The 25,444-nt window shown below is 46.2% G+C and carries 22 protein-coding genes and 1 tRNA gene; 7 read left to right on the top strand and 16 right to left on the bottom strand.

Annotated elements, in window-relative coordinates; genetic code table 11:
* The first annotated feature begins 76 nt into the window (after positions 1 to 76).
* On the top strand, positions 77 to 241 hold the full coding sequence (locus tag GDZ68_RS02875) for a hypothetical protein (RefSeq protein ID WP_153720783.1): 165 nt from the start codon (positions 77 to 79) through the stop codon (positions 239 to 241).
* Between the two features lie 50 nt (positions 242 to 291).
* Here GDZ68_RS02875 and GDZ68_RS02870 read toward each other — a convergent pair whose 3' ends face one another.
* The 4 genes from GDZ68_RS02870 to GDZ68_RS02855 form a co-directional block, all read right to left on the bottom strand.
* Complete coding sequence (locus tag GDZ68_RS02870) at positions 292 to 939, bottom strand: YczE/YyaS/YitT family protein (protein WP_153720782.1); 648 nt, start codon at positions 937 to 939, stop codon at positions 292 to 294.
* A 73-nt stretch (positions 940 to 1,012) separates the two neighbouring features.
* Positions 1,013 to 1,525, bottom strand: a complete 513-nt coding sequence (ybaK, locus tag GDZ68_RS02865) for a Cys-tRNA(Pro) deacylase (RefSeq protein WP_153720781.1) — start codon at positions 1,523 to 1,525, stop codon at positions 1,013 to 1,015.
* A 93-nt stretch (positions 1,526 to 1,618) separates the two neighbouring features.
* Entirely contained in the window at positions 1,619 to 2,200 is a 582-nt protein-coding gene (locus GDZ68_RS02860; protein WP_153720780.1) for a hypothetical protein, read from the bottom strand.
* A gap of 531 nt (positions 2,201 to 2,731) precedes the next feature.
* On the bottom strand, positions 2,732 to 4,669 hold the full coding sequence (locus tag GDZ68_RS02855) for a cation:proton antiporter (RefSeq protein ID WP_228550981.1): 1,938 nt from the start codon (positions 4,667 to 4,669) through the stop codon (positions 2,732 to 2,734).
* 116 nt (positions 4,670 to 4,785) lie between these two features.
* Between GDZ68_RS02855 and GDZ68_RS02850 the strand changes: the two genes are divergently transcribed.
* Both GDZ68_RS02850 and GDZ68_RS02845 read left to right on the top strand, forming a co-directional pair.
* Complete coding sequence (locus tag GDZ68_RS02850; RefSeq protein WP_153720779.1) at positions 4,786 to 5,844, top strand: CMP-N-acetylneuraminic acid synthetase; 1,059 nt, start codon at positions 4,786 to 4,788, stop codon at positions 5,842 to 5,844.
* 11 nt (positions 5,845 to 5,855) lie between these two features.
* On the top strand, positions 5,856 to 6,044 hold the full coding sequence (locus GDZ68_RS02845) for an SE1832 family protein (protein WP_153720778.1): 189 nt from the start codon (positions 5,856 to 5,858) through the stop codon (positions 6,042 to 6,044).
* 1,034 nt (positions 6,045 to 7,078) lie between these two features.
* Here GDZ68_RS02845 and GDZ68_RS02840 read toward each other — a convergent pair.
* A complete protein-coding gene (locus GDZ68_RS02840) occupies positions 7,079 to 7,624 on the bottom strand; it encodes an RNA polymerase sigma factor (protein WP_153720777.1) in 546 nt (181 codons plus the stop codon).
* Between the two features lie 113 nt (positions 7,625 to 7,737).
* Positions 7,738 to 8,988, bottom strand: coding sequence for a hemolysin family protein (locus tag GDZ68_RS02835; RefSeq protein ID WP_153720776.1), 1,251 nt, complete (start codon positions 8,986 to 8,988; stop codon positions 7,738 to 7,740).
* Positions 8,989 to 9,228: 240 nt separating this feature from the next.
* Here GDZ68_RS02835 and GDZ68_RS02830 point away from each other — a divergent pair, with 240 nt between their 5' ends.
* Positions 9,229 to 10,614, top strand: a complete 1,386-nt coding sequence (locus tag GDZ68_RS02830) for a dipeptidase (protein WP_153720775.1) — start codon at positions 9,229 to 9,231, stop codon at positions 10,612 to 10,614.
* Between the two features lie 245 nt (positions 10,615 to 10,859).
* Here the strand turns inward: GDZ68_RS02830 and GDZ68_RS02825 are convergent, their stop codons facing one another.
* The 4 genes from GDZ68_RS02825 to GDZ68_RS02810 all read right to left on the bottom strand — a co-directional run bounded on the left by GDZ68_RS02825 (position 10,860) and on the right by GDZ68_RS02810 (position 12,684).
* Positions 10,860 to 11,453: a nitroreductase family protein gene (locus GDZ68_RS02825; RefSeq protein WP_153720774.1), complete on the bottom strand. Its 594-nt coding sequence runs from the start codon at positions 11,451 to 11,453 to the stop codon at positions 10,860 to 10,862.
* Between the two features lie 106 nt (positions 11,454 to 11,559).
* A complete protein-coding gene (locus GDZ68_RS02820; protein ID WP_251669303.1) occupies positions 11,560 to 12,045 on the bottom strand; it encodes an amidase domain-containing protein in 486 nt (161 codons plus the stop codon).
* 151 nt (positions 12,046 to 12,196) lie between these two features.
* Positions 12,197 to 12,448 (bottom strand): hypothetical protein, encoded by a 252-nt coding sequence (locus GDZ68_RS02815; RefSeq protein WP_153720772.1) that lies wholly within the window; start codon positions 12,446 to 12,448, stop codon positions 12,197 to 12,199.
* A 163-nt stretch (positions 12,449 to 12,611) separates the two neighbouring features.
* A tRNA-Ala gene (locus GDZ68_RS02810) sits at positions 12,612 to 12,684 on the bottom strand.
* Positions 12,685 to 12,757: 73 nt separating this feature from the next.
* On the opposite strand from GDZ68_RS02810, the gene GDZ68_RS02805 reads away from it, so the two are divergent.
* Entirely contained in the window at positions 12,758 to 13,774 is a 1,017-nt protein-coding gene (locus tag GDZ68_RS02805) for a DUF2804 domain-containing protein (RefSeq protein ID WP_153720771.1), read from the top strand.
* Between the two features lie 88 nt (positions 13,775 to 13,862).
* Positions 13,863 to 14,321, top strand: coding sequence for a YusW family protein (locus GDZ68_RS02800; protein WP_194841035.1), 459 nt, complete (start codon positions 13,863 to 13,865; stop codon positions 14,319 to 14,321).
* A gap of 41 nt (positions 14,322 to 14,362) precedes the next feature.
* On the opposite strand, the gene GDZ68_RS02795 is transcribed toward GDZ68_RS02800, so the two are convergent.
* From GDZ68_RS02795 to GDZ68_RS02785, 3 genes are all read right to left on the bottom strand, one after another.
* A complete protein-coding gene (locus GDZ68_RS02795; RefSeq protein ID WP_153720769.1) occupies positions 14,363 to 16,168 on the bottom strand; it encodes an ABC transporter ATP-binding protein in 1,806 nt (601 codons plus the stop codon).
* The gene (locus GDZ68_RS02790) at positions 16,165 to 17,883 is read right to left on the bottom strand and encodes an ABC transporter ATP-binding protein (RefSeq protein WP_153720768.1); all 1,719 of its coding nucleotides are present in this window, start codon (positions 17,881 to 17,883) and stop codon (positions 16,165 to 16,167) included. Before GDZ68_RS02790 ends, GDZ68_RS02795 begins: the two co-directional genes overlap by 4 nt.
* 76 nt (positions 17,884 to 17,959) lie before the next feature.
* Entirely contained in the window at positions 17,960 to 18,904 is a 945-nt protein-coding gene (locus GDZ68_RS02785; protein ID WP_153720767.1) for a DMT family transporter, read from the bottom strand.
* Positions 18,905 to 19,034: 130 nt separating this feature from the next.
* Between GDZ68_RS02785 and GDZ68_RS02780 the strand changes: the two genes are divergently transcribed.
* Positions 19,035 to 20,687 (top strand): sensor domain-containing protein, encoded by a 1,653-nt coding sequence (locus tag GDZ68_RS02780; RefSeq protein ID WP_153720766.1) that lies wholly within the window; start codon positions 19,035 to 19,037, stop codon positions 20,685 to 20,687.
* A gap of 125 nt (positions 20,688 to 20,812) precedes the next feature.
* Here GDZ68_RS02780 and GDZ68_RS02775 read toward each other — a convergent pair whose 3' ends face one another.
* The 3 genes from GDZ68_RS02775 to GDZ68_RS02765 form a co-directional block, all read right to left on the bottom strand.
* Positions 20,813 to 22,888: a beta-propeller domain-containing protein gene (locus GDZ68_RS02775; RefSeq protein ID WP_194841034.1), complete on the bottom strand. Its 2,076-nt coding sequence runs from the start codon at positions 22,886 to 22,888 to the stop codon at positions 20,813 to 20,815.
* Between the two features lie 175 nt (positions 22,889 to 23,063).
* A complete protein-coding gene (locus GDZ68_RS02770; RefSeq protein ID WP_153720764.1) occupies positions 23,064 to 23,402 on the bottom strand; it encodes a hypothetical protein in 339 nt (112 codons plus the stop codon).
* Positions 23,403 to 23,643: 241 nt separating this feature from the next.
* The gene (locus tag GDZ68_RS02765; RefSeq protein ID WP_153720763.1) at positions 23,644 to 25,368 is read right to left on the bottom strand and encodes a MutS-related protein; all 1,725 of its coding nucleotides are present in this window, start codon (positions 25,366 to 25,368) and stop codon (positions 23,644 to 23,646) included.
* Between the last annotated feature and the right edge of the window lie 76 nt (positions 25,369 to 25,444).

Raw genomic sequence — 25,444 nt, 5'->3', positions numbered from 1 at the left:
CCATTCATTAATTAGTAGATTCACGTTCTGCTTCTGGAAAAGTAAACTATGCTTTTATAAGGAGGAGGAATTGTAAATGGCTAAAGATGACAGAAAGAAAATCATTAAAAAGAATGAAATGCGCACGAAGGAAATTTCAAAGATGATAGGTGAAGGCGGAATGGGCGCTGATAAATACTATGATATTAAGAAAGTAGTACCTGGAGAAGAAACAGCCGACAGTACAAGCGATAAAAAATAGCAATCTTAATAAGCCGCTTTCCAAATGGAAGGCGGCTTATTGATTTCGGCTTATGCTCTTTTATAGCGCAACAACACTTTCTCGTCGTCTTGATTCGTAATCCACAAAAGCAGCTTTTTACATTGCGGCATGGCGATCTGAATAAACTGGCCAATGAACAGCACGACAAATAATGTCCCGATTCCCACTGGCCCGCCAAGTAAAAATCCGACCAGGGTAACAATCGCTTCAATTGTCGTTCTCGCTGTACGAAGGCTCCATCCGAGTTTATCCACAAGCAAAAGCATCAGGCTGTCCCGCGGTCCGGCACCGAGGTTTGGCGAAACATAAATCCCGACGCCGTATGCCATCACCAATACTCCGAGCACAAAACAAATGCTTTGTGCAGCAACGGATGTCACGTCAGGCAGCAGCCAGTTAAAGAAGTCAATAAACAAGCCAATCACCAGCATATTCAGCCACGTTCCCCATCTCGGCCATTCCTTCAGGGCAAGAGAGGACACCGTAACAATTAAAAGTCCTGTGAGAATACTCCAGGAACCAATGGTTAATCCAATATTTTGGAACAGCCCGACGTGCAGTACGTCCCAGGGTCCGATTCCGAATCGCTGTCCTTTAATCGTCAGGGAGATGCCAAGCGACATGATCATCATTCCGCCGACAAAAAAAATCCAGCGCCAAGCCAATAAATTACGCATACACATTCTTCTTTCCTCTAGTTGTCACGTGCTCATTCTTCCTATTGTAGCAGAAAACTAGGAAGATGTGAGGCTATTCCTTCACAATGTCTGCAAATTGAGCTTTCGTGACAGCAGCCAGGTCACGCGGAGCCAGCTTCATCTGCAAGCCTACTTTCCCTGCACTGACAAATATATAATCCAGCGTTTCTGCCTGGGAATCAATGAATGTTGGAAGTTCTTTCCTCATACCAACCGGCGAACAGCCACCCTTTACATAGCCTGTTTCCTTCGTCAGATCCTTCATCGGCAGCATATCGACTTTTTTGAAACCTGCTGCTTTAGCTGCTTTTTTCAGATCCAGCTCGTCTGCCACCGGGATGATGAACACGAAGAGGTCTGTTTTGCCTGCCGCGGCAACGAGCGTTTTATAGACATTCGCTGCGGGAGTATTGGTTTTAGCTGCTACCGAAAGCCCATCGTTTTGACCATCTTCGATCTCATAACTGCGCACTTCAAAGTCGATGTTTTCACTTTCGATAATTCGGATGGCATTGGTCTTCGCGGATTTTTGTTTTTTTGCCAATTGAAAAACCTCTTCCTTCATAATGAAACTTAAAAAAGCCCACTTCACTGAATTTCAGAAAATGGGCTTCGATGACTTATAGCTGCCTGCTGACGAAAATACTTTCCAACTCCATCAGACACTGACATTCAATTCAGGACGTTCTATCTGATACTGGTTAATTCTGGCCTGACTTTGAATATCATAGACAGAAAAAGCATTCTCGTAACGTCTTTGCAGGCGGTCTGCTGCCATATCTGCAGGTACGGCTTCTGTACGTGCTGATACAGCTGACATCTGCTCGCGAAGTACTTTGGCCCGGTTATGAAGAGACAGCTGCAATTCAGCCTGGGCAATTTTTGCCGATGCTTTGCTGCCGAGCTGGTAATCCGCTGTCGTCGGTTCCGGCACGGAGTATGCTTCTCTGCGCACATCGCGCCAAAGATCAATCGTTTCTTCTAAGTTATTGCCAAGCGGGATGGCGATGTTTTTCACTTGACCTGCGCCAAGCTTTTGGAATTCAGCTTTTTCATTGGGAACCTGTTCAGCGTTTTTTTGCTCTCCGCGCAGAAGTGCTTCCAGATCTTCTAAGGATTTATTCGCCTGTTCGCGAAACTCTGTCTGTTTATCATAGGCATTTTCCGCATTCCTTCTTCGGACTGCGTCATACCGCTGCAGTTGTTCAGCAGCGCTTGCAAACCCCATTACAGCATTCATCGCATCCACCTCCTAAGGAATTTTCTTCATTACTTCTTATTCTACTGAAAGTCAGTTAGTCAGCCAATCGGGCTAAAGAACGCTTTCTAAATTATCAATTATCTCTGACTGCCTGTATAAAGACTTTTACTGTCAACTTTTTTCAGATATGCGGGTGAAACCTACTATGTATCTCCCATAACATGTGTCTAATGAATACCCTTATTCAGCTGCACATAAACCTGGATGTTTCATGGAATAAAGCGGTGTGAGATATCTCCTCATTTTTCCATAATAAAAGACAAAATATGTTTGGTGCGGTGGGAGATTATTTTGGTTCGCAGAAAGTTTGTTTTGGCGCGGCTGGGGGCCGCTTTGGTGCGGCAATTCTCGCTTAACGCGGTTTTAAGAGGTTTTGGTTCGTCCCCCGTCTGTTTTGGCGCAGCAAGGCTCTGCGTCGGCTTGTTCTGCTAGTTCACTTATTCAAAAAAAGGCTGTCCGGGAGAATCATTTCTGATTCTCCGGACAGCCCATCTGCAGAAGTTCAAGTAATCATTTCAGCATATTATTTAGTTTCGGCGGAGCTTCTCCCGGCAGTTCCGGTTTTTCATTCGGCTGTTCTTCCAGGAATTTAGTTTCTATCATTTCTTTTTTCGCGGTATTCTTGCTGTTTTTACCTTCCAGGCGGTCAATCGTACGTTCAATGGTTTTATTTGGTGTAGAGAGTGTGACAATCGTATCGCCGGTCTGTGCTTGCAGCTCTTTTTCCGCTGTGTAGAATTCCATATCACCATTTGCCCGTAAAATATACAGCAAAATCGACTGATCATCCCGCTCGCGCAGATACTGCGTGTAGCTGTATTGATTCGTCAGCAGTGTTTTACGGAAGACGTAGCCTGAAGTCATCCGTTCTTCCAGTTCATTGATAGACAGGCTGGGTGTAAACAATAACTGCCCCGTCGATAAATTAATCTGCCTGTCTGCTGTCCGCTTATGCGTCATCGTCTGGAAAAGCAAGTCGCGGCCCAGGTCAGGTGTAAAGTCTGCACATACATGCGCGTTATACGTGTCCATTTTGGTCATGGCCAAAATATAGCGATAAGGCGTCAAGTCCAAGTGGTACCCTGTGTGCTCGGAGAGAATATCGCCCATATACGTCGGAATGCCAAGTTTCCGCGCATTAGACAGCCCGCCCCACGAATCTTCCATAATGAGCACTTGATGATCATCATCCTGAATAGACTTTGCAAGTTCTGCTGTGAAACGGGAACTCCCAATCAAAACAACTCCGGTTTCTGCAGGTGTCGTCAAATTCAACTTCTTCGCGAGCCAGCCGATCGAGAAGCCGTGCACGACTACGGTAGAAAATACGAGCGCGAACGTCAGCGCTGTCAGCAGCTCTGCATCCTTATAGCCATTTTCCAGCAAGATAGTTGCAAAGTACCCCGACACTGTCAGCGCTACAATTCCACGCGGTGCAATCCAGCCGATCAGTGTCTTTTCTTTTACGGTCAAGTCCGTGCCGATAGTTGACAGCCAGATTGACAGCGGGCGGACAACGAAGAGCATCGCGAGTACATACAGAACGATTTTCGGGTTCAATATTTCAATCAATATATGCGGATCGAGCGACGCAGTCAGCATAACGAAAATTCCCGATATCAGCAGCACTGAAATATTTTCCTTGAAATGCCGGATGTCCTGCAAAGTCGTCAGCGGCATATTCGCCATCGTCATCCCCATTGCCGTGACAGCGAGCAATCCTGTTTCATGCATGATTTCATCCGAAAGAACAAAGACGAATAAGACCAGTCCGAATAAAATCGGCGCTTTCAAATACTCCGGAATTCTTCCCTTCTCAAATGCTGATCCGAGAATACGGCTCGTTCCCCAGCCAAGCAGGACGGAAAACGCTGATGCCCCGACGAACAGCAGCATCGTTTTTGCCGTCACTTCATTATTGATGAATTTGATTGCTTCGAATGCAAAAACTGCCAGCAATGCGCCGAACGGATCGACGACTATGCCTTCCCACTTCAATATAGCAGCAGGACGCGGTTTCAGACGGGCCTGCCGAAGCAGCGGCAGAATAACAGTCGGCCCCGTAACGATGAATAATCCGCCGATAATGAAAGCTACTTCCCATGATAATCCGGCAATATAATGAGCTGCCAGCGATCCGGCAATCCAGGCGATGAACGCACCGAATGTAACAATCCTTGCAACCGGCCGGCCAAATCCTTTAATTTCTTTAAAGTCTAAATTCAGACTGCCTTCAAATAAAATAATAGCAACTGCAAATGTAATAATTGGGCTGAATAAATCCCCCATTGACTGCTGCGGATTGATCAAGCCGAATATCGGGCCGACCAGCAAACCTGCAATCGCCATCACAACAATCGCCGGCATTCTTGTGCGCCATGCAATCCATTGTGATCCAACTCCAATTAATATGACGAACATTAAGTCCATCAGCAATGAATCAAACATTTCCGCAAGGCCCCTTTCATTGTGTTCCAGCAGGCGAACTGTGCTGCCCGTTCTTCATTGTAATAAACTATTATACATTTTCATAGGCTTAGAGGAACGAAGCAGGTTCAGAAAGGGTGGTTCCAATCGAACAACAAGTCCAAAAAAAAATAGTGATGTATCTTTCTATAACTGACGGAAAAGGAAGTTATCCTCTGCGACGTGCAGCAATACTTGCAAATGCTCTGAAATCCGAAGCAGAAATAACTTTCCTGTACGACACGGAAACAATACAGCCAAACACCGATTTCACCTATTATTCAGTGGATGGTCCTTCTTCCCTGCTGAAGCATGTTGCCGATCTACAGCCCGACCTTTTCATTCGGGACGGCGGTGTCAGCCACAGAGAAGAAGTGGCCAAGCTTCAGGAGTTAGTGCCAAGCCTTCTGCATTTTGATGATTTTGGCGAAGGCGGCCATTTAGCTGATTTAGTCGTCCAGACACTTTACGAGGAAACGCATGAGACGCTTCCTGATCATTACACTGCCGGTCATGAGACGTTTGCAGCAGATCCTTCACTGAAACGAAGCCGCGGTGCAGGGCTGAAACGAAAAAAGCCTGCCGACTCGCCGCATCTGGTGATTTCATTCGGCGACGAAGATCCCGGAAACTTGACGTATCGGGCGCTGCGGCATATTAAGCAACTGCAGATCCCGCTGAACGTGTCTGTTTTAATTGGCTCAAATTATACTCATGACGTGAGTGAAATACAAATGATGGCGCTCAGTCGGCGGAACACGAGGGTCCTGCGCGCTCCGCAAAATCATACGGAAGTTTTTTCGAAGGCTGATATGATTTTATGCGATGCCGGTTATACACCCTATGAGGTGGCAGTCATCGGTGTGCCTTGTATAGTGCTTGCCCAAAACGACTTCGAATCAAACCTCGGTTTCCCGACGGAACAGAACGGTTTCATTCACCTCGGGCTTGGCCGCAAAGTGACACAGTCAAATCTGCTGAATGCGATTATGGAGCTATTGCTGCATGATGCAAGAAGAGAACGCGCAGTAAAGCGTCAGCTGCGGCTGAATGTCGGGGATGGCGAGGAGAAGCTGCTGGAGGCGATTCGTTATTTGCTGGAGTTTCCGAAACGGAAAAGGGCCGGATATGTTACACTAAGGGAAAATCGCAGATAGGAGTTTTCCCAATGAACAAAGAGCAGCTTACACAAGAAATTGCCAGTCTGAAGATGGATTACATCAGTTTGCAGGGCGATATCGAGAAACTGGAGTCAACGGGCCACAACAAGATGATCGAGAACGCCGAACGCCGCCTCGCCGGCATGGAAGAACGACTAGCAGACCTGAACAAACAGCTTGCCGAAGCAACTGAATAAATGTTAAACAGCCTCCTTCTCGACGAAGTAAGGCTGTTTTTTTGGTATGCAGTTGAGTAGTTTGTAAGTGGGGAGAGGCCGTTTCCCTGCGTTTCAGGCGGACGCGTTCTGGAGGGCCCGCGGTGAGCCAAGCGAACAGCGAAGGGTTCGCTTTGCCGTGTTTTTGCGCTCTTTGCAAAAATTAAGGCAATACAAGGTTCCTTCTGCACGCTAATTTCGCTTCGCTCCCTTTAGTTGTCTCATCCTATCGGGCTGATCCTCCCAGAGTCGCCTAAAACCAATGCTCCTAACGCTACGCTTTTACTCGCAAAAGCCGTTCTTCGTGACGGCTTTCACTCCGGTACACTGGCTTGTTTTTCAATACTTTTTACGCGAGTGGCAGTATGAGCATGCTATTTGAGATGATTGCGATAGGTGAGGTCTTTCATGCCATACTTATTTTTCTACAAGGCACAGGTTCTTGTGATCAACGCGATTGCAAAGTACTATACCAACTAAATCCGCACTCTGTAAAAAAGTAATATGACATATTTTCTACATACCAGCGAAGGCGCAACTGCGGGGTTAGCCGTTGCTGTGAGACAACTGGCGTGCTCTTTGCCAGCTGGCTCACAGCGTAAGGCAATCCCCCAGCGCCGAAGCGAATTTAAACTGCAAACACACACTTCGTTCAAACCCCCTGCTAAGTCGAGAAAACGGAATCACACCAACTAATTCCGCACCCTGCAAAAAAGCAGCATGTCATACGTTTCCCACACCAGCGAAGGCGCAACTGCGGAGGTCGGCCATTGCAAAGCGAACAGCGGAGGATTCGCTTTGCCGTATTTCTGCGTTTTTTCAGAAATTAAGGCAGTGAGGCATGCTCTTCGCCAGTAGGCTCATAGCGTAAGGCAATCCCCCAGCGCCAAAGCGAATTTAAACTGCAAACACACACTTAGTTCAAAACCCCCTGCTAAGTCGAGGCACGGAACCCCTCCACATACTAACAGGACACCAGAAAAATCCCACAAAAAAAGCCCACAATAAATGTGAGCTTAGGCAGTTACGTATTCTTGGGCTGCTTCATCTTGTACAAGAAGTTCTTTCAAATACTTCTTCGCGCGGAACAAGCGGGACTTCACTGTGCCGATGGAAACCTTCATCAAGCCGGCAATCTCGACCAGCGAATATTGATTAACGTAAAAATACTCGATCGTCTTGCGGTAAATGCCGTCAAGCTGTCCAATCTTCTGCTGTACCAGCATCTGAATGTCATTCTGCTCAATCAATTCCACAGGTGTTTTTGCGTCACTGGGAACCAAATCTAGAATCGGAACGTCTAATGTATCAGGCTGGTTCATCACGTACTGGCTGTGACGCACATTTTTTCGGTAGCGGTCACGGAATGTATTCATACAGATGGTAGTAAGCCAAGCTTTCATGCGGTTGACTTCACTCATTTCACCGCTGTATCGCACCACTTTCACCCATACGTCCTGCATGAGATCTTCTGCTTCTTCTTTATTGCGGGTCAATTTAAGACATAGATGATATATATAACGGCCATATTCTTCATATAATGCGTTTAAGTCTGAATTCATAAGTTAGTACCTCCGTTTGAACTGGTACCCTAATTATGTCAGACCGTTACGGGACAAACCATCGCTTTCTCTTTCAGCAACCTTACATTTGTGTAAGGTTGCTTGACATCGTTTTATGCCTCGACAAGCTCTTCTTCATCTGGAATTTTTGTAATCTGCAACCGCAGAATCTTTGTGCGGTCCATTTCTATCACTTCAAATCGCAATGAATTGTATTGGAACACTTCGCCAGCTTCAGGAATATGTCCGAGTTCTTGGAAAACAAAACCGCCAATTGTATCATGGTCGGTCGGAATCTCCACGTCCAGCAGCTCAATCACGTCCTCAATATCCAGGCGTCCCTGACAGATCAGCAGATTTTCATCCTTTTCGAATACCATCGCATCTTCCGCCACATCGGTCTCATCTTCAATATCCTGCCCGATCATTTCTTCAATAATATCTTCCTGTGTCACAATACCGAGCGTACCGCCATATTCATCAAGCACGATCGCCATGTGTTTCTTCTGGGTCAGCATGCGCTTGAACACCAATTCCACACTGGCTGTCTGCACCACGAATAAAGGCTGCCGGTCGATCATCTCTGAAAACTTCTTCTCCGGATACATGGACCACTCAATCAGCATTTTGGAATAAAAAATACCGACGACCCGGTCAATACTTTCTTCATATACAGGATAACGCGTATAGAAATACTGCAGCACGACATCCCGCACATCTTCATATGACGAATCCATTGATAATGAAATGATATCGGTGCGATGAGTTTCCATCACATCCATGACGTCTTTATCGCGGAAATCTAAAACACCTTTCAAACGAATTGATTCGTCTTGACCGAATGTCCCTTCAGTCGACGCGATATCCACCATCGACCGTACATCTTCCTTGGTTAAGGTTGCTTCGGTCACGGCGCCTTTTGAAATCAGACGCACAAAGAAATTCGTAAATTGTGCCAAAATAACCGTCAACGGAGTGAATAATTTAACAAGCAATGTGATCGGCGGCGCTACAACGTACGCGATTCGGTCCGCAAATGTCGCAGCAATCGTCTTCGGCAGCACTTCGCCGAATATAATCAAGACCACTGTCAAAATTCCCGTCATCAAGCCGACGTTCAGCCCTTTATCAATCGCAATCATCGTCACGATTGTTGGCATCAAAATATTGGCGACATTATTCCCAATCAAAATGGCCGTAATCATACGGTCCGGTTTTGAGAGTAATCTGCGCAGTTTAATCGATTTAATATCACCCTGATCGGCCCGAAGCTGAATTTTCATTCGGTTTACGGCCGTCAGTGCAGTTTCACTTCCTGATAAAAAAAAGGACAAAAACAAACAAAGTCCCAGTGCAATAAACAATTGCGTCTCCCCCAGCTTTTCTCATTAAATAAACAAGCGATTCCCTGTCACTATACCACTTCTGCATTTTTATTATTCCGTTATTATACCATAGATAATGAATAAGCCGTTAATGTGAAATGATCGATATTCTGCAGGTTTATTCATTGATTCCCGTGTCAATAAGCGTTTAAACCTGATATACCTTGAAATTCTGCTATACTGTTGTGTAGAAATAGCATACAGAAAAGAGGTTTTTAGATGAGTAAATTTGAATCAGCAGATCAATATTTCACGAAAAATCGGGAACGCCACATGAATGAGTTGAAAACATTCTTATCCATTCCGAGTATCAGTGCATTATCAGAGCATCAAGCGGATATGCAAAAAGCGGCGGAATGGCTTGCCGATGAATGTAAAGAGACCGGCCTCGAAAATGTTTCAATAGAAGAAACAGCAGGACAGCCCGTCGTCTATGCGGATTGGCTGCATGCAGAAAACCAGCCCACTATTTTGATATACGGACACTATGACGTTCAGCCTGTCGACCCGCTTCATTTGTGGGAAACTCCTCCATTCGAGCCGGCAATCCGTGATAATAAATTATATGCGCGCGGTGCGAGTGATGATAAGGGCCAGGTGTTCATGCACATCAAAGCAATCGAGGCACTTATGCAATTGAACGGCAGACTTCCTGTCAACGTCAAGCTGATGATTGAAGGCGAAGAAGAAATCGGAAGTCCGAGCTTGGAAGCCTATATTAAAGAGAACCAGGAGAAACTTGCTGCTGATCTGATTGTTATTTCCGACACAGGCATGTATGCTCCCGGACAGCCGGCCATCTGTTACGGTCTGCGGGGTCTCGCGGGTGTGCAGATCGATGTAAAAGGTCCAAAAGGCGACCTGCATTCAGGACTGTACGGAGGCGGTGTGCAGAATCCGATCCATGCGTTGACCGAAATCCTGGCTTCATTCCGGGATAAGGAAGGCACGATTGCGATTGACGGATTTTATGATGATGTACGCGATCTGATGGAAGAAGAGCGTGCAGGCTGGGCAGCACTTGATTTTGATAAAGAGGCAATAATGAAGGAAGTCGGCGTTAAGGAACTAACCGGCGAACCGGGCTACTCCTACACAGAGCGCGTATGGGCCCGTCCGACTCTCGAAATCAATGGCGTATTCGGCGGCTTTTCAGGCGAAGGCATCAAAACCGTGCTGCCTTCCGAAGCAGGCGCGAAAATCACGTGCCGCTTAGTCCCGGATCAGGACCCCGACGATATCATCAGCAAACTGAAAGCACATATCGCAGAGCATGAACCTGTCGGATGTACGGTCACTGTTACCGAATTCGATAAAGGAAAGCCTTATTTGACGCCTTATGACCATGAAGTGATTCAGGCGGCAGGCAGAGCATATGAGAAAGTATACGGCGTGCCGACAGTTTATACACGCGGCGGCGGCTCGATTCCGATTGTAGCGGCTTTCGATGAAATTCTTAATTTGCCGGTTGTCCTGATGGGCTTCGGTCTTGATACCGAAAACTTCCACGCTCCGAATGAACATTTTCATTTGGAGAACTTCGACAAAGGGCTGCGTGTCATCAGCAGTTATTATGACGAAGTGGAAAAGTTGTCGTTGAAGTAAAAAATAACGGTTCGGAAAGTTCTGTACGTCAGACTTTCCGAGCCGTTTTTTGCTTGAGCTTTATCTGATTGATTGCGGAATGAAATGTGCGGCAACCGCCTGTTTAGTGTGTTTAATGCAGGGTTTGGTGCGGGGATGAACGCTTTTGGCGCGTGGATCGGGCTTTTTGGCGCGCGACAACGATAACCGGGTCTCATTTCATAAAAAAAACTGCCCGGAATCGTCCCGGGCAGTCTGACTGCTGTTCATTCTGCTGTATCTTGCGCGGTTTCGCCAAAATAAGTAACGATTTCGTCTACCGGCTTGCGGGGTGCTGCTTTTGGCGCCGCATCGAAATAACCGAATTGCAGCATGCTGATGATGCGCTCACCCGCTTTCACGCCGAGACGTTCGCGGAATTTCGGGTTATCCAGGAACGGCGGTGTTTTCCAGCAAGTGCCGACTCCTTTATCCCATGCCAGCAGCTGAATGTTCTGAATCAGAATACTCGCTGCCGCGTAATCTTCCAGACGTTCTTTTTGACGCGGATCTTCGGGCACAACTATAAAAACTGCTGCGCCGGCTGAAGTAAATTTTTTCATTTGCTTCTCCAGATCATCGTCAGAAAGCTGCTTCCAGTTGGCCACGCCGAATTCCTTCAGCACTTCCAGAAGCTCGTCGTACTGTTCTCCCGCTGCAGCTATTAAACGCCAAGGATTACGGTTTCCATGATTCGGTGCCCATACGGCATCTTCTATAATTTCCGGTATGATTTCAGGTTCGATCGGCTGTCCGTTAAAGTTTTTTATCGAGCGGCGCGTAACGATGGCCTCCCGTACCGATAATGCTTGTTCATTCACACTCAACCTTCTCCTTTGCAAATAAGTTTCTGATTTTCAGTATACCTCATTCAGACAGTCAGTTACTAGAGGCTAAATGAAAACACCCGTTTCTATTCCATGCTGTTCAGGAGAATTGATCATTAATTTTAAAGAAAATATATTTGGCATTCGGTGAATACGCATAGGAATCTTTATAGTCCCAAGTCCGATGATAGGCGTTATACGTATGTGCATTAACGAGCGGCATGGTGCCGTCCTTCGCTGTCACAATCGTCGAGTGGTCAAACCGGCCGTCTCCCTGGAAATCGTACGCAATCACATCGCCGAGATCGAGTTCCTCCGCCGTACTGACCTGCCTTGCCGTCAGTCCTTTTTTGGATGTTCCTAAATACCAGCGCAGTGAGTGGGCGACTGTAAAACTAAAACTCCACGTTCCATTGCGCATCCACCAACCTTTTTCCCGATTTGGATAACCGTGCATCGGCGCCCCGCCGGCCAGCAAACATTGCGAAATATAATTAGTGCAGTCATCTTCAAAAGCAGGAAAAGCTGGATTCCTGCTATCCCACCACTTGTCCGCATACCGCACTGCTGCTTTTCTGTCATACAAAAAAAACCCCTCCTTGCCCATGTATATGAACAGGCAGAGGTTTTCATCACCACCGCGAGTTTTACCGCAGGGACTTTGCGGGTATTTACAGAAGTAGCTGCTGACTTGGCGGAAGGGATGGAGTGAGGAGTCGAGAAACATAAACACACTACTAAACTCGCGATTTGCCAACAAGCAACATGATATACATTCTCCAACACCGGCGAAGGCGCAACTGCGGAGCGGCTATGAGCGCGGAAGCCGGTTCAATGATCACGACGGGTGTCGATATGATCACTTGGCCGGTATGCATGAGCGACTGAGGCTGGGCTATGAGCGCTTGATCGGGCGCCATGATCATCCGCGAAGCTTCTTTCTGGCAGGCAGCCGAATCCTTCGCCAGCAGTCTCACAGCGTAAGGCAATCCCCCAGCGCCGAAGCGGATTTAAACTGCAAACTCATACTTCATTTGAACTGCCAGCAAAGTCGGGAAACGGATTCCGCATAAACAAAATCCAAGCCTTTTATTACAATAAAAACGCCCGCTCTCAAAAACTTGTGAGATCGGACGCCTGTTACGATATGTATGGAGCATAGGGGGCTCGAACCCCTGACCTTCGCACTGCCAGCGCGACGCTCTCCCAGCTGAGCTAATGCCCCTCGTTTCTGGTACAATATAGAGTATATCAATTATCACATAAAAAGACAATAGGCAGGAAAGGTGGTATGACAGATGCAGCATGAAGAAAGAGAACTCATGGACTCGGTGCCGCTATGCGATTCTAAAGGGCTTCTCAACCCCGAATCTATCGGATTTGCTCGCAGTCCTTTAGTGGTCAGCAACCTTAAAGGACAGTTCATGAAAAAAAAGCGGTGGAATTATTGGTGCATCTATGGAGAAGACCTGTTGTTTTCTACAACAATCATTCATCTTGACCATAAAGCCATTTGTCAAATTTACATATTAGATTATGAAACACAGCGTTTTTATGAAAAACATCTGACCCTGCCGCTTGGCAGACGCATTAAAATGCCGGAACAACCATTGGACAGTATTAAATTCATCCACGAACAGCTCACTGTCCAGTTTGTTCACCTGCAAGGCGAAACCCATTTGTCTGTGACGATTCCGGATTTTGATAATGAGGTGCTGCATGCAGATTTGCATATCATCCATCCGGACAAAGATGAATCGCTGAATGTCGTCATACCGAAAAGCCGTGACACGTTTCATTTCACGTCAAAACATGCAATTTTGCCGACTGGCGGGTTTGTTAAAATCGGCGGGCGGCGTTATGATTTCAATCCTTATTACAGCTTCGCGATCCATGATTATGGCCGCGGCGTATGGAATTCCATGGCGGAATGGAAATGGGGATTGGCATCTCAGCGAACCGGCGGCAAACGAGTCGGCCTGAATTTGGGTGGCGGCTGGACGGACGGGACAGGGCTGACGGAAAACGCCGTATTCGTGGAAGGGAAGATGTATAAAATCCATGAGGACGTGCTGTTTACAGGTACTGATGAAAACTTGTTGAATCCCTGGAAGATTCGGACGAAGTTCTCAGAAGATGTGAGTCTGACATTCAAACCGTTTTTCCAGCGTCAGACACTCGATCAGTATTTCATTCGAAAAATGTCAGTGAGTCAGATGGTGGGCTATTACCATGGAAAGATTCGGCTGCCGAACGGTCAAGTACTGCCTATCCGGCAAATGCTCGGTTCAGTTTTACAGCGAATTGATCAATAGTAAAGTTTCGTCCTATTGAATTGGTGGTTTAGCCTGCACCATTTACGGTCATAATATAAGTATTATGACCGTAGAAAGGATGTCGCTCATGTCAGTTAAACGAACGTTATCGATTATTGGTTTTTCCTCCATGTTGATTTTGGGAGGCTGCTCTTCCAAGGAAAAGGCACCTGATAATGATGATCCAGCATTAGGTTATGAAGATGAAGACAAAGGCAGCTCCGTCAACACTGGGGACGGCTATGGATTCACCGATTTCGATTTGACTATCAAGAAAGACGGCAAGAAAATCGAAACCGACTATGAAGATGTCAAGCCTTCCGACGCTGAATATGTCAATGAATTTCAAAACGTAAATGAAGAAGGCAACGATGCCATCGACAGCATGCATAAAATGTTCATGGAGATTCTGATCGACAGTGATACGTCAAAAGAAGAAGCAATCGACAAGATTCTCCAGTGGTACGGGCTGGATGATTACGACGAATTTGATCTTGACGTGAAATTTACTGATGATAAAACACTGGACATTGATGAAAAGAAATAATCAAAAGCCATTTATCCGATTCAACGGGTAAATGGCTTTTTTCAGTCTGTATTTCGAAGCATTCCGTAAAAGATCCCCTGCCGTTCGAGCAACTCGTCCTGGCTGCCTGACTCGATGATTTCCCCTTCTGCCATTACATAAATTTTATCTGCCTGCCTGATGGTATTCAGCCGATGTGCGATGACAAAGCTCGTCCTGCCTTCCATCAATCTCTCCAGTGCATCTTGGATCGCCAATTCTGTAACGGTGTCTATACTGCTTGTCGCTTCATCGAGCAGCAGCAGTGCCGGATCGGCAACCAGCGCGCGTGCAATGGACAGCAGCTGCTTCTGACCCTGCGAGATTTCTTCCCCGCCTGCTGTCAGCACCGTATCATACCCCTTCGACAATTTACTGATGAATGTATGTGCATTCGCTTTTTTCGCGGCCGCTTCCACTTCTTCATCGGTCGCGTCCAATTGTCCATAACGGATATTCTCCCGCACCGTCGCTTCAAATAAAAACGGATCCTGCAAAACGAAAGCCATTTGACTGCGCACGGTTTTTCGGGGCAGCCGGTCGATCGGCACACCGTCAAGCAAGATCTGCCCGCTGCCGGCTTCATAAAATCTGGAAAGCAGCTGCATGATTGTCGTCTTGCCTGCCCCTGTCGCACCGACGAACGCAGCTGTTTCTCCTGGTCTTACATGAAAACTGATATTCCGCACTATCGGTTCTTCGTCGTAGCCGAATGTTACGTCTTTAAATTCCACATCACCGTTCAGGAGAATTTCATTTGCTTCCGCTTCGTCTTTTTCAACCGGTTCATCCATGATGGCGAAAACACGCTCGGCTCCTGCGATAGCAGACAGCACCGTATTGAATTGATTGGCGAGGTCGTTGAGAGGACGCGTAAACTGCCGTGCATATTCACTGAAGATTACAATCGTCCCCACCGTGACGCCGCTAGTTCCCGTGACCGCCAGCAGTCCGCCTACACCCGCCACAATCGCGAACGACAGATTGTTCAGTGTATTCATCACTTTCGGAATGAATCCCGAATAGGTCTGTGCCCAGAATCCTGCCAGTTTCAGCCGGCCACTTTTCTCTGCAAATTCCTCCATTACCTGCTGCTCCTGTGAAAATGCTTTGACGACCCGCTGGCCGGATATCGTTTCTTCAATCATACCGTTCAGCGCACCGATTGCCTGCTGCTGTTCTTTAAACAGAATACTTGTCCTTCTGGTAATCCAGCGCATCGCGAAAAACATCAGCGGCACGATGATCATGGTCAGCAAAGTCAGCAGCGGGCTGAGATACAGCATGATCGATACCGTGCCGAGCAAGGTCAGGACACTCGAAAACACTTGGATTAGCGAAGAATTCAGCGTCTGGCTGACATTTTCAATATCATTTGTTACACGGCTCATCAATTCACCGTGCTGGCGTTTATCGAAAAAGCGGATGGGCAGTTTTTGCAGATGGCTGAACAACTGCGTGCGCATGCGGTAAACCGTCTGCTGTGCAATACCGACCATCCAGTAATTCTGCAAATACGAGGCAACCGAAAAGCCGGCATAAATGGCAAGCAATCCGCCGATCTGCACACCAAGACCCTGCGTTTGTTTCGGAATGATATAGTGATCTATGATATTTCCGATCATCAACGGACCGAGCAAAGCAAGTGCTGAACTGACAAAAACGAGCGCGAGCACCGTAATCAACAGGCCGCGCTGCTGATCGATCAAGCGCCAGATACGCGTAAGAACAGACTTCCAGTTTCCTGCTTTCTGTATCTGTTTGCGATTGCGTTTACTAAAATTCTCTCTTTGGATAATTGGTTCATAGCCAAATGGTTTCAATCTCACTTCACCCCTTCCGTCTGCTGAGATTCTGCAATTTCCCGGTAGAATGAAGAGGATGCCAGCAATTCAGCATGCGTTCCATGCCCGACAATTACACCTTCTGACAGCAACAGGATGGAATCCGCAATCTGGGCAGTTTGAATTTTCTGCGTGACGATCAGCATCGTTGTATCTTCTTCCTCCAGCGCCTTCCACAGTGCCCCTTCTGTCTTTACGTCCAGCGCACTTGTACTGTCGTCGAGAATTAAAATGGAAGGTTTACGAATGAGCGCACGTGCAATCGATAGCCTTTGTTTTTGGCCGCCCGATAAATTGACGCCTTTCTGGCCGACGCGCGTTTCATAGCCTTCCGTAAAGCGCTCTATCGAATCACCGATCTGCGCTTTTCTGGCAGCTTCTTTCACTTCTTCAAGGCTTGCCCCCTGCTTGCCCCAGGAGATATTGTCGTAAATAGAGCCTGTAAACAGCATCGACTGCTGCGGCACATACCCGATCATGCCGCGCAATGTAACCAGTGGCCAGTCTTCGGCTTTCCGCCCGTCCAGCAGCACTTCCCCCTCAGTCGCCTGGAACATTCGGGGAATAAGCTGCAGCAATGTGGATTTGCCGGAACCTGTCGCACCCATAATCACGAGTTTTTCGCCCCGCTTCACTTCGAACGTCAAATGTTTCAGCACAGCCTCTTTCGTATTCGGGTAACAGAATGAAACATTGTTAAAACAGATGTCCACTGCTCCGTGGTATGTATCGTCTGCCGCTTGGAGAGCTTCAAGCGCATCATCTGCAGACAGTACTTCTTCCATTCGTTCAGAAGAAGCTTTCGCACGGGAAAAGATCACAATCAGAAAAGAAAACATCGAGAACGCACTTGTCATGCGCATCGCATAGTTGACGATGGCCACGACATCTCCGACCGGCATATCCGAATGTCTCACTTCGGCTGCGCCAAACCACAGGACTGCCATAAAACTCGCATTCATGATGAACAGCAAGACAGGTAAAATCAATTCCATCAGACGCATTGCACGAACACTGTCCTGTTTCAACGCTTCTGCAGCCTTAGAGAAACGGATCGACTCAAAAGTCCCGCGCAAATAGGCTTTTATCAGCCGGACCGCCTGCAGGTTTTCCTGCACCAGCCGGTTGACTCCATCTAATCTGCGCTGGACGATGCCGAATAAATGTACACCTTTCTTCGCCATAACGACTAAAAACACCGCTAAAAAAGGTGCCCCTGCCAATAAAAAGACCGCAAGCTTCGGATTGACGACAAAAGCCATGATCAGACTGCCGAGGACCATCAGCGGCGCTCTCGCCATAATACGCAATCCCATGAACAGCGCATTTTGCGCCATGGTCACATCACTCGTTAAACGGGTGATCAGGCTAGATGCCGGGAATCGCAGAAAAGCTGCGAGAGTCAGGGTCTGGACTCTTTCGAACAGAGCCTGCCGCAGATCATAGCCGAAACTTTGGGCTGCATGGGAGGCAAAGTAAGAGTTAATAACGCCGGAAAAGAGCGCGACGAATGCCATACCAAGCATCGCAGCGCCCCACACGGCAACTGTACCGAGATCTTCCTGCATGATCCCGTCATCTATGATCTTCCCGATCAACAGCGGCTGGATCAGCTCAACTGACAATTCCAGCAGCATTAAAAGAATAGCGATCAACATCGGCCATTTATAAGGAATGGCATACCGGAAAACTGTCTTCATTTGCTTCACCTCTGACTCCGTATCTTTGCTGTCCTAATTATGTCACAATGCAATACGGAGTGTACAGATGAAGACGTTACAGCTCAAACGGTTCATGCTGAACAACCGGGTCAGGCGGCGCTGTCGTCTTCTTTCGTTTGCCGCCAACTGACAGCCACACGACACCAAGAAGCATAATCATCGCACCGCTGATCTGCCAGATCCCCATCATTTGACCGAGCCACATGACCGAGACAATCATAGCAGTGAGCGGCTCGAAACAAGACAGCACGCTCGTCTCGACAGGCGTAATATAGGTCATACTCTGCAAGAACATGATGAAGGCTAATGTACCCATAATAATAACTAGCAGCAGCACAAACATGGCAGTTCCGTTCAGCAACACGGATAGATTCATGAAAAAAGACGGGATGTTGAGAACAAATAACGTCAGCCCGCCAATGAACATCCCCCACCCAACGACCAGCAAGACGCCCCATTCCGCCATAAGTACAACGGGGTATAACGTATAAAATGTAAAGGCTATTCCGACAAAAACTCCCCATACAATTGCGGTTGTATTCAATGAAATACTAGAAAATGATCCATTTGTCAGTAGGAGGATCAAGCCGAACAAGGCGACGATCATCCCGATTACCTGACTGCCGGGCGGGAAAGAACGTTGTGTAATAGACAGCAGGATAATGATATAAACAGGGGCGACGAACTGGAAAAGCGTGGCGACAACAGCATCACTGTTGGCAATCGTCTGGACGAAACCATACTGCACGCCGAGCATCCCGAAGACACCGAATAAGACCATCTTGCGCAGCCAGAGCTTCTGTCTCATAGGACGCGCTACCTGCACGCCTCTGGCTTTAAGCAATAAAAGGACAGTGGCGCCTGCAAACGTCAGCCGCAAAATGAGCATCATGGAGACAGAGATCTCACTATGGTCCAGAATCCACTCCATCATAGGACCTGTTGCCCCCCATAACATAGAGCCAAAGACTATCATCATAATCCCTTTTAATCGCATCATAATCCAACACCCCTAACAAAAATTCTAGTACCCATTTTAATTTATAGTATAAAGTTCACATATAACATCTAGACACAGCGCGTTTATCGCTTATAATAGTTATATAGTAGAATCGGAAAGGAGCATTCTAATGAATACTACAAGCTTACCTGAAACTAAAGAACATCATTCATTAGTCGATAGTCTCGATAGATATCAGTTAGTCACCCATACCGACGGAGAAGGACTAATAACCTATGCAAATCAAAATTACTTAACGGTCAGCGGATGGACTCCGAAACGAATCATCGGGAAATCCATCTGGCAGATGTTTTCCGACGCCCCTGCCTCGCAACAGACAGTAAATACGATTTGGGATCGTTTGCTAAGCGGTAAATCCTGGTCGGGAAAAGTCGAAAAAATGACTCGCGACGGGGAACCGTTTTTCGTTAATATGCTTGCCGTCCCCACTCTGTCTGATGATGGAGAATTACAGTCCGTCTTCTTTTTAGAGTTGGATATAACAGAAGATATCCGGCTGCAGGAAAAATTGGGCGAAATCGCATTTATCGATGTAGAGACCGGTCTGATGAGCCGCCACAAACTTGAACAAGTAGTGAATGAATCCATCAAACTGGGTCAGCATTTTTCATTTGTCTATTTAACGATCGATCATTACTTCACTATGAAAGAGCTGCAGTCTACGGAATCCGAGACGCAGCTGATACAAGAATTCACCAACCGTCTGAAACGCTACTTCCAGGATATGCCGATTGCGCGCATTGATACGAATAGTTTCGTCGTTCTGACAGCATTCGGTGATTGGTATATTCAAGGCTTCTATGATTTCTTGAAACAGCAGCCGATCTATTTGAGCCATAATGCACAGACACTTTCCATCAGCGGCGGGATCGTACGTTTTCCTGAGGATCAGAAAACGTATACCCAGCTGTATAAAGTGGCGCTGACTGCTGCAGATGAAGTGATCAGCCAAGGAGGCGGCAGGATTGCATCGCTTTCCGCCGAGTCCCATAAAATTCTAAATCGCCGTTTGGAAATCGACCAAAAGATGCTGACTGCGCTTGACCGTAATTCATTGCATGTTGCCTATCAGCCGCAATTCGATATCGCCAGCGACGGCATCAATTGCTATGAAGCGCTCGTCCGCTGGGAAGACGAAGATCTCGGCATCATCAGTCCGGATGAATTGATTCCGATTGCGGAGGAAAACGGTTTGATTGAAGAGATCGGCGCGTATGTGGCGGAAGAAGCCATGACATTCGCAACGAAATGGCACCGTGCCGGCACAGAGATGACTGTCTCCATTAACTCATCTGTCCGCGAATCATTGAATCCGCAATGGAAAGATCGCTTAATCTCAATTTTAAACGAGACGGGCTGTCCGGCAAATAAAGTATATATTGAGTTCACAGAGAAATTCGCACTGAAGGCAGAAGAAGAGCAATCCGTCATTTCACAAATGTCGGAACTGCAAAACCTGGGCATGCAGTTTACACTCGATGATTTCGGCTCAGGCTATGCCTCACTGCGCTATTTACAGCACTTGCCGATCAGCAGCATCAAGCTCGATCGCCTCTTCATTGAGAATTTGCTGAGCAATCCAAAGACACAAAAACTGGTCGAAGGCATGATTCGTTTTTCCAAGTCGATGGGCTTGTATACAATCGCTGAAGGCGTAAGCAGCGAGCAGCAGTTTGATATGCTAAAGAATATGGGCATCGATGCGGTCCAAGGCCATTATATTGGAATTCCCTTGCCGGCCGAGCAGATCAAAATCTCCTAAATTACTTTTACACAAATTAGATGGAGCTCCTTTCATATAGAAAGGGCTCCATTTTTGTCGTGCTCATTTAAATTAGTGCGTTTCTTTACAGCTTAATGGACGAACCGCAAAAAGACAACCCTTCACTACTTTTCTATCTGATCCAGCAATGAAAAGTCGTCCAATGAATAACCGGATATTTCATTGGCGGCGATGGTATAGACGGTATTTTCACTGTACAGCAGCCGCTGCACTTCCCGTTCCCAGTCCATATAGTCAAGTGGCAGTTCTTCGGTCAGGTCGGCTTTAGCCGTGATTCCGTTTTCCGCCGTAATCTCGTATATCATCGCTCCCGCTTTCTCCAGATTCAGTTGATCTTTGTCTTCATGATAGACTGTAATAGGAAAACCGTACAGATTGCGTCCCGGATGAAGGAACAGCGCATGGTGATTATGCTGAACAGGAGAATACGTCCCCTGCCCGCCAATGATTTCCGAACCCTGCTCTTTTGGATTCGCGAGATCCGTAACGTCGAATAATGAAATTTTCATACCCTGCGTTTGAATAATCGGTTCCCCGCCTGCCTGCCCTTTTTTCGCTACTGTGTCATAGCCGAAGCCGATTAGATGATTTTCGTCAAGCGGGTGTAGATAATTGCTGAACCCCGGGATTTTCAGTTCACCGAGTACAGCCGGATTTTGCGGATCCGCGACGTCCAGAACGAATAAAGGGTCCGTTTCGCGGAACGTCACCATATACGCTTTATCCCCCATGAAACGCGCCGAATAGATGCGTTCATTTTTCGCCAGATTTTCAACAGAACCTGTCTGCTTCAAATCCGCATCCAAAATGAACAAATGATTTTTTGCGATATTCTTTTCATCCCAGAGATTGCCCTCCGTCGTAACCGCCCGGAAATAGCCGTCATGCTCATCCATCGAAAACTGGTTGAGGATGGAGCCTTTCAGCTGGGCTGCGCTGAGGAAATGTACGTCCGTGCCGTCCAGTCCGAACTTAAACACTTCGCTGTTGCCTTGCATCGGCTGGTTTCCGTATAAAGTCGAAGTCAGATAAAGATGATCTTTCGACATATAGAGCTGTTCGCCGCTGCCGAGATATGCTTTTGTTTCGACATCGCCTGTTTCACCGGAACGGATATCAAGCGTCGTGATGACGGAGTAGGAAGGCTCCATTGTGCCGGGAAGAATGGATATTTTATCTGTACCGATCGGCTGAATGTCCTTCCCGTTCTCCGAATCAAACACTTTCGGCAGCAAATGATCTTCTGTAACCGGCAGGTCCATCAGCCAGTACATCGGCCGGTTATTCGTCACCATATAGACGTGCGGGCCGATTTTCCGGGTCGCGATGATATAGCCTTCCGCTCCTGTTTCGCGGAGCAGTAAAGGCTTAGCGCGGTCACTGACATCATAGATGCGTATCGCGGACAGCTCTTGCATATACGGCATTTCTTTCTCGGTTTGCGGATGATTCGGTTTCCCGCCGATTACGACGAGCAACTCCCCGTCAATATAGAGTTCATTCGGAAAAAATTCGTTTTTGAAATCGATCTTGCTGATGACCGCAAGCTTTTGAGAATTACGGATGTCAGTGATGGTCAGATTTTCCTGGCCGGTCACGTCATAAATGAAATCGCCGTCAGTCTTGACAATGTCTGATTCATCGACGCCTTCGACTTGCTGGTTGGTCGCGGAATAGTCATATCCTCCAGCAGACGCTTTGTCTTCCGAGGAAGATTCCATGACGATACTGCTTTCTGCGGTCGCCGCATACTGGTCGTACTGCTCTGCCCGCTCGAAAAAATTCTTGATTTCATCAATGGACGCAACAGGCTTCACCGCTTCCATGACGGCGAATGAAACCGCTGAATTCGCCGACCTGTTCCACCCCCTGAAACTATTTTTCGGTACTTTCAATTCATAGTTTCCCGGCGCCAGGGAGCTGACAGTCATCGACATCCGATCTTCTGCCAGGGTTATTTCAGCAGGGTGTTGCTGCTGAGTAAGATTGGTGATGGCAAAATCCTGCGGCAGTACGCCCGCTTTAACCGGCGCTGTGAAATAAATCGTCACAGGCTGCCCCGTAAGCGCCGAGTGGGCGGATGTAATATGCACCCGCGGCCAGAAAAAGAAGCTCGCCACCATAATGATTCCGACAGCAGCGGTAACAAGTGATGCCAAAATCCATCTGCTTTTATTCATCGTGTTCATCCTCTCTCTTTTTGTATGGTTATGAGAGTAGACTGAATTTTTTTAGTTTGGTTACAGGGGAAAAGTAATAATTTGAAGGTTTTTTGACGCGATGAATATGTACAGACTATATCGCGGGGTAACAATATACAGTAAACTAGGAATTAGTGGTGCTGAATTTGGCCGGTCAAGAAATAAACCCGGCATACATTTTAGCTGACGAAGACGGCGAAAACCTTACACGATAGCCTGTTAATTCCTCTTGCAGGCGCCGAGCCAGAATTTCACCCTGTTCATTATGAGCCTCTTCCTTCTCCACTCCGCCGGCAAGCAGCAGATCCTGTTCCCAATCCATCCAGTTTCCGTACATCCGCACCCAGCCGGTCAGCCCGAATTTTAATTCATCTGACGCGGGAACATCGGCTATATCCAGATTGCTGCCGCATTCGTCACACCAGACTGCATCAGCACCGGTGTCACCTTCGACCTTTAAATAAAACACTTCTTCTTCGCAAAAACATTGCATAGATATGCACCTCGGATTTATATTATTTCTTCCTAGTAAGATGAAAGCAGGATTCAGTTCCTGTGCAATTTGATCGACTAAAAGTTTTTTACTTCTTCCTATGACACGCTTGCAACCTTCCTGATCTCAATATACATAATTATCCATATCCGTATTTTTCCATACTGAAGTACAAAAAAATCCTGTGTTCGTATCATTGCCCGCCTCTTCAATTACAGGTTTCAATCAGAAAACGTGCAAGTTAGCGAGATTGCGGTATGAAACCGTTGAATTCAGTATTCTCAAGGATAGCCCTACTACTGAGCCTATTCCATTCATGCACCTCAGTGAAATGCTGGGCCAATTGATTCGCTTGAACAGTAACGCTTTTTGGATAATCAAGTACCTCCAACAGTTTAATGGCATTCCTGGTTATCGAAGGCCCATTGTGAACTTTATAATCAAATGACACTTTATTGTTTTCAATCGATTCTCTGAAGTGATAATTTCGATACACCCCCTTTGCAATTTCTGTTAGCTCAATATCGTGTGAAGCAATGATAATCATGCCTTGATTTACAGATAGCCACTCCATTATCGCAGCTGATGCTGAAATTCTCTCGACAGTATTTGTTCCTTTTAATATCTCGTCAATAAATGAGATTATAGGTTTCTTTTCTTCACTAAGCCTAATTATTCTTTTTAGGGATTTAATTTCTGCAATAAAATAACTATCTCCACGCAATACATTGTCCTGAATTGCCATGGATGTGACAATATAACTTGGTTTCATTGTCCAACTTTTAGCCAATACAGTGTTAATAGTTTGCGCCAAAATAGCGTTAATAGCTATAGCTTTAATGTATGTCGATTTCCCTGAAGCATTAGAACCTGTAATAAGTACACATTTACCAAACCTTGAAGAATTCGTTATTGGATTATCAAGAAGTGGATGTGCCAAGTCTTCAAATAACAGCTCTTCTTCTTCTACAAACTTAGGAGTCGTGTATAGTGAAAGCCTCTTCCGATAAAATGCGACTGCAATCGCCGCATCAAGTTCGCCAATTGATTCCCATAATTGCTGGTACGCCTCACGATATGTAAACAGCGTTTTAACAATTTGATTGTAAGCAATAAAGTCCAGTAAAAATATAATCCGAAAGTATTCATACAACACATCGAAGTCCCCGCCCCTGTTGCCGCCAATCGATAATACTCTACCCCAGAAAGAAGTTACTTTTAAGCCTTTTCCTTCTCCTTTGAAAATATCCTTATATATAATGAATCTTGGATGTTGAACAGAAGCTAGACTTTTTCCTGTATTTACAATGGCAGCCGCATATGTAATTGAATGCAAGTCATTTTCCAACAGTGTTTTATTCCGATAATATATCACTAAATTTATTACAAATGAACTGAAGAGACTGACTGCTCCATACTTTAAATTAAAGAACATAAAGATAATCGACAAAATCGGTAAGCAAGAAAGAATGATATATATATAATCATTTTTAATCTTAGAGCCATTGAATTTATAAAAATATGAGGATGTATCTGCATAATTTCGTTTTCCTAGATTTGATAAAATTAAAAGCACTTTCTCTCTTAAAATATGGTCATTCGCAAGCAATGTATATAGTTCTTCTTTTTCAGTAACATCTACAATTTTCGGATCTATATCTCTCAATTGATTAAATAAGTACTCCGAACCTAAGCTGGACTTTGTATAGTTTAGTTTTTCAAATATCTCTTGCATCGCTAAGTCATCCCATGTCAGCTGATCCACACCTGCATAACAGTCTGTAAAGTTTTTTTTGTTATCCCAGTACGAGGAAATGGAATTGGCGTCTTCCCTTATAGCAGTATAAGTCTCGCTTTCCCACTCTTTTCGTAACTGTTTTAATTTCTGACGATTCCCAGTTAGAAAGAGATAAGTAATGATGATAAAGAAAGAAATTATAGTAACTAATATAACTGGACTTTCCATAATAGCATCCTTTCTTTCTGTCCTTTTACAAGGGCCGTCTCTACAAAACCTCTACTGACTCCATTGGAATAATGAA

The organism is Sporosarcina cascadiensis (genome assembly GCF_009650995.1).
GTDB lineage: Bacteria > Bacillota > Bacilli > Bacillales_A > Planococcaceae > Sporosarcina > Sporosarcina cascadiensis.
The sequence above is the reverse complement of the archived record's forward strand: the minus strand, read 5'-3'. Positions and strand labels throughout refer to the sequence as shown.

What these genes read in the sequence shown, in the direction of transcription:
- GDZ68_RS02775 (WP_194841034.1), bottom strand. Translation starts at nt 22,888, where the DNA reads ATGAATAAAAGCAGATGGATTTTGGCATCACTTGTTACCGCTGCTGTC.
- GDZ68_RS02845 (WP_153720778.1), top strand. Translation starts at nt 5,856, where the DNA reads ATGAACAAAGAGCAGCTTACACAAGAAATTGCCAGTCTGAAGATGGAT.
- GDZ68_RS02765 (WP_153720763.1), bottom strand. Translation starts at nt 25,368, where the DNA reads ATGGAAAGTCCAGTTATATTAGTTACTATAATTTCTTTCTTTATCATC.
- GDZ68_RS02785 (WP_153720767.1), bottom strand. Translation starts at nt 18,904, where the DNA reads ATGATGCGATTAAAAGGGATTATGATGATAGTCTTTGGCTCTATGTTA.
- GDZ68_RS02875 (WP_153720783.1), top strand. Translation starts at nt 77, where the DNA reads ATGGCTAAAGATGACAGAAAGAAAATCATTAAAAAGAATGAAATGCGC.
- GDZ68_RS02780 (WP_153720766.1), top strand. Translation starts at nt 19,035, where the DNA reads ATGAATACTACAAGCTTACCTGAAACTAAAGAACATCATTCATTAGTC.
- GDZ68_RS02855 (WP_228550981.1), bottom strand. Translation starts at nt 4,669, where the DNA reads ATGTTTGATTCATTGCTGATGGACTTAATGTTCGTCATATTAATTGGA.
- GDZ68_RS02870 (WP_153720782.1), bottom strand. Translation starts at nt 939, where the DNA reads ATGCGTAATTTATTGGCTTGGCGCTGGATTTTTTTTGTCGGCGGAATG.
- GDZ68_RS02830 (WP_153720775.1), top strand. Translation starts at nt 9,229, where the DNA reads ATGAGTAAATTTGAATCAGCAGATCAATATTTCACGAAAAATCGGGAA.
- GDZ68_RS02805 (WP_153720771.1), top strand. Translation starts at nt 12,758, where the DNA reads ATGCAGCATGAAGAAAGAGAACTCATGGACTCGGTGCCGCTATGCGAT.
- GDZ68_RS02840 (WP_153720777.1), bottom strand. Translation starts at nt 7,624, where the DNA reads ATGAATTCAGACTTAAACGCATTATATGAAGAATATGGCCGTTATATA.
- GDZ68_RS02860 (WP_153720780.1), bottom strand. Translation starts at nt 2,200, where the DNA reads ATGAATGCTGTAATGGGGTTTGCAAGCGCTGCTGAACAACTGCAGCGG.
- GDZ68_RS02790 (WP_153720768.1), bottom strand. Translation starts at nt 17,883, where the DNA reads ATGAAGACAGTTTTCCGGTATGCCATTCCTTATAAATGGCCGATGTTG.
- GDZ68_RS02800 (WP_194841035.1), top strand. Translation starts at nt 13,863, where the DNA reads ATGTCAGTTAAACGAACGTTATCGATTATTGGTTTTTCCTCCATGTTG.
- ybaK (WP_153720781.1), bottom strand. Translation starts at nt 1,525, where the DNA reads ATGAAGGAAGAGGTTTTTCAATTGGCAAAAAAACAAAAATCCGCGAAG.
- GDZ68_RS02770 (WP_153720764.1), bottom strand. Translation starts at nt 23,402, where the DNA reads ATGCAATGTTTTTGCGAAGAAGAAGTGTTTTATTTAAAGGTCGAAGGT.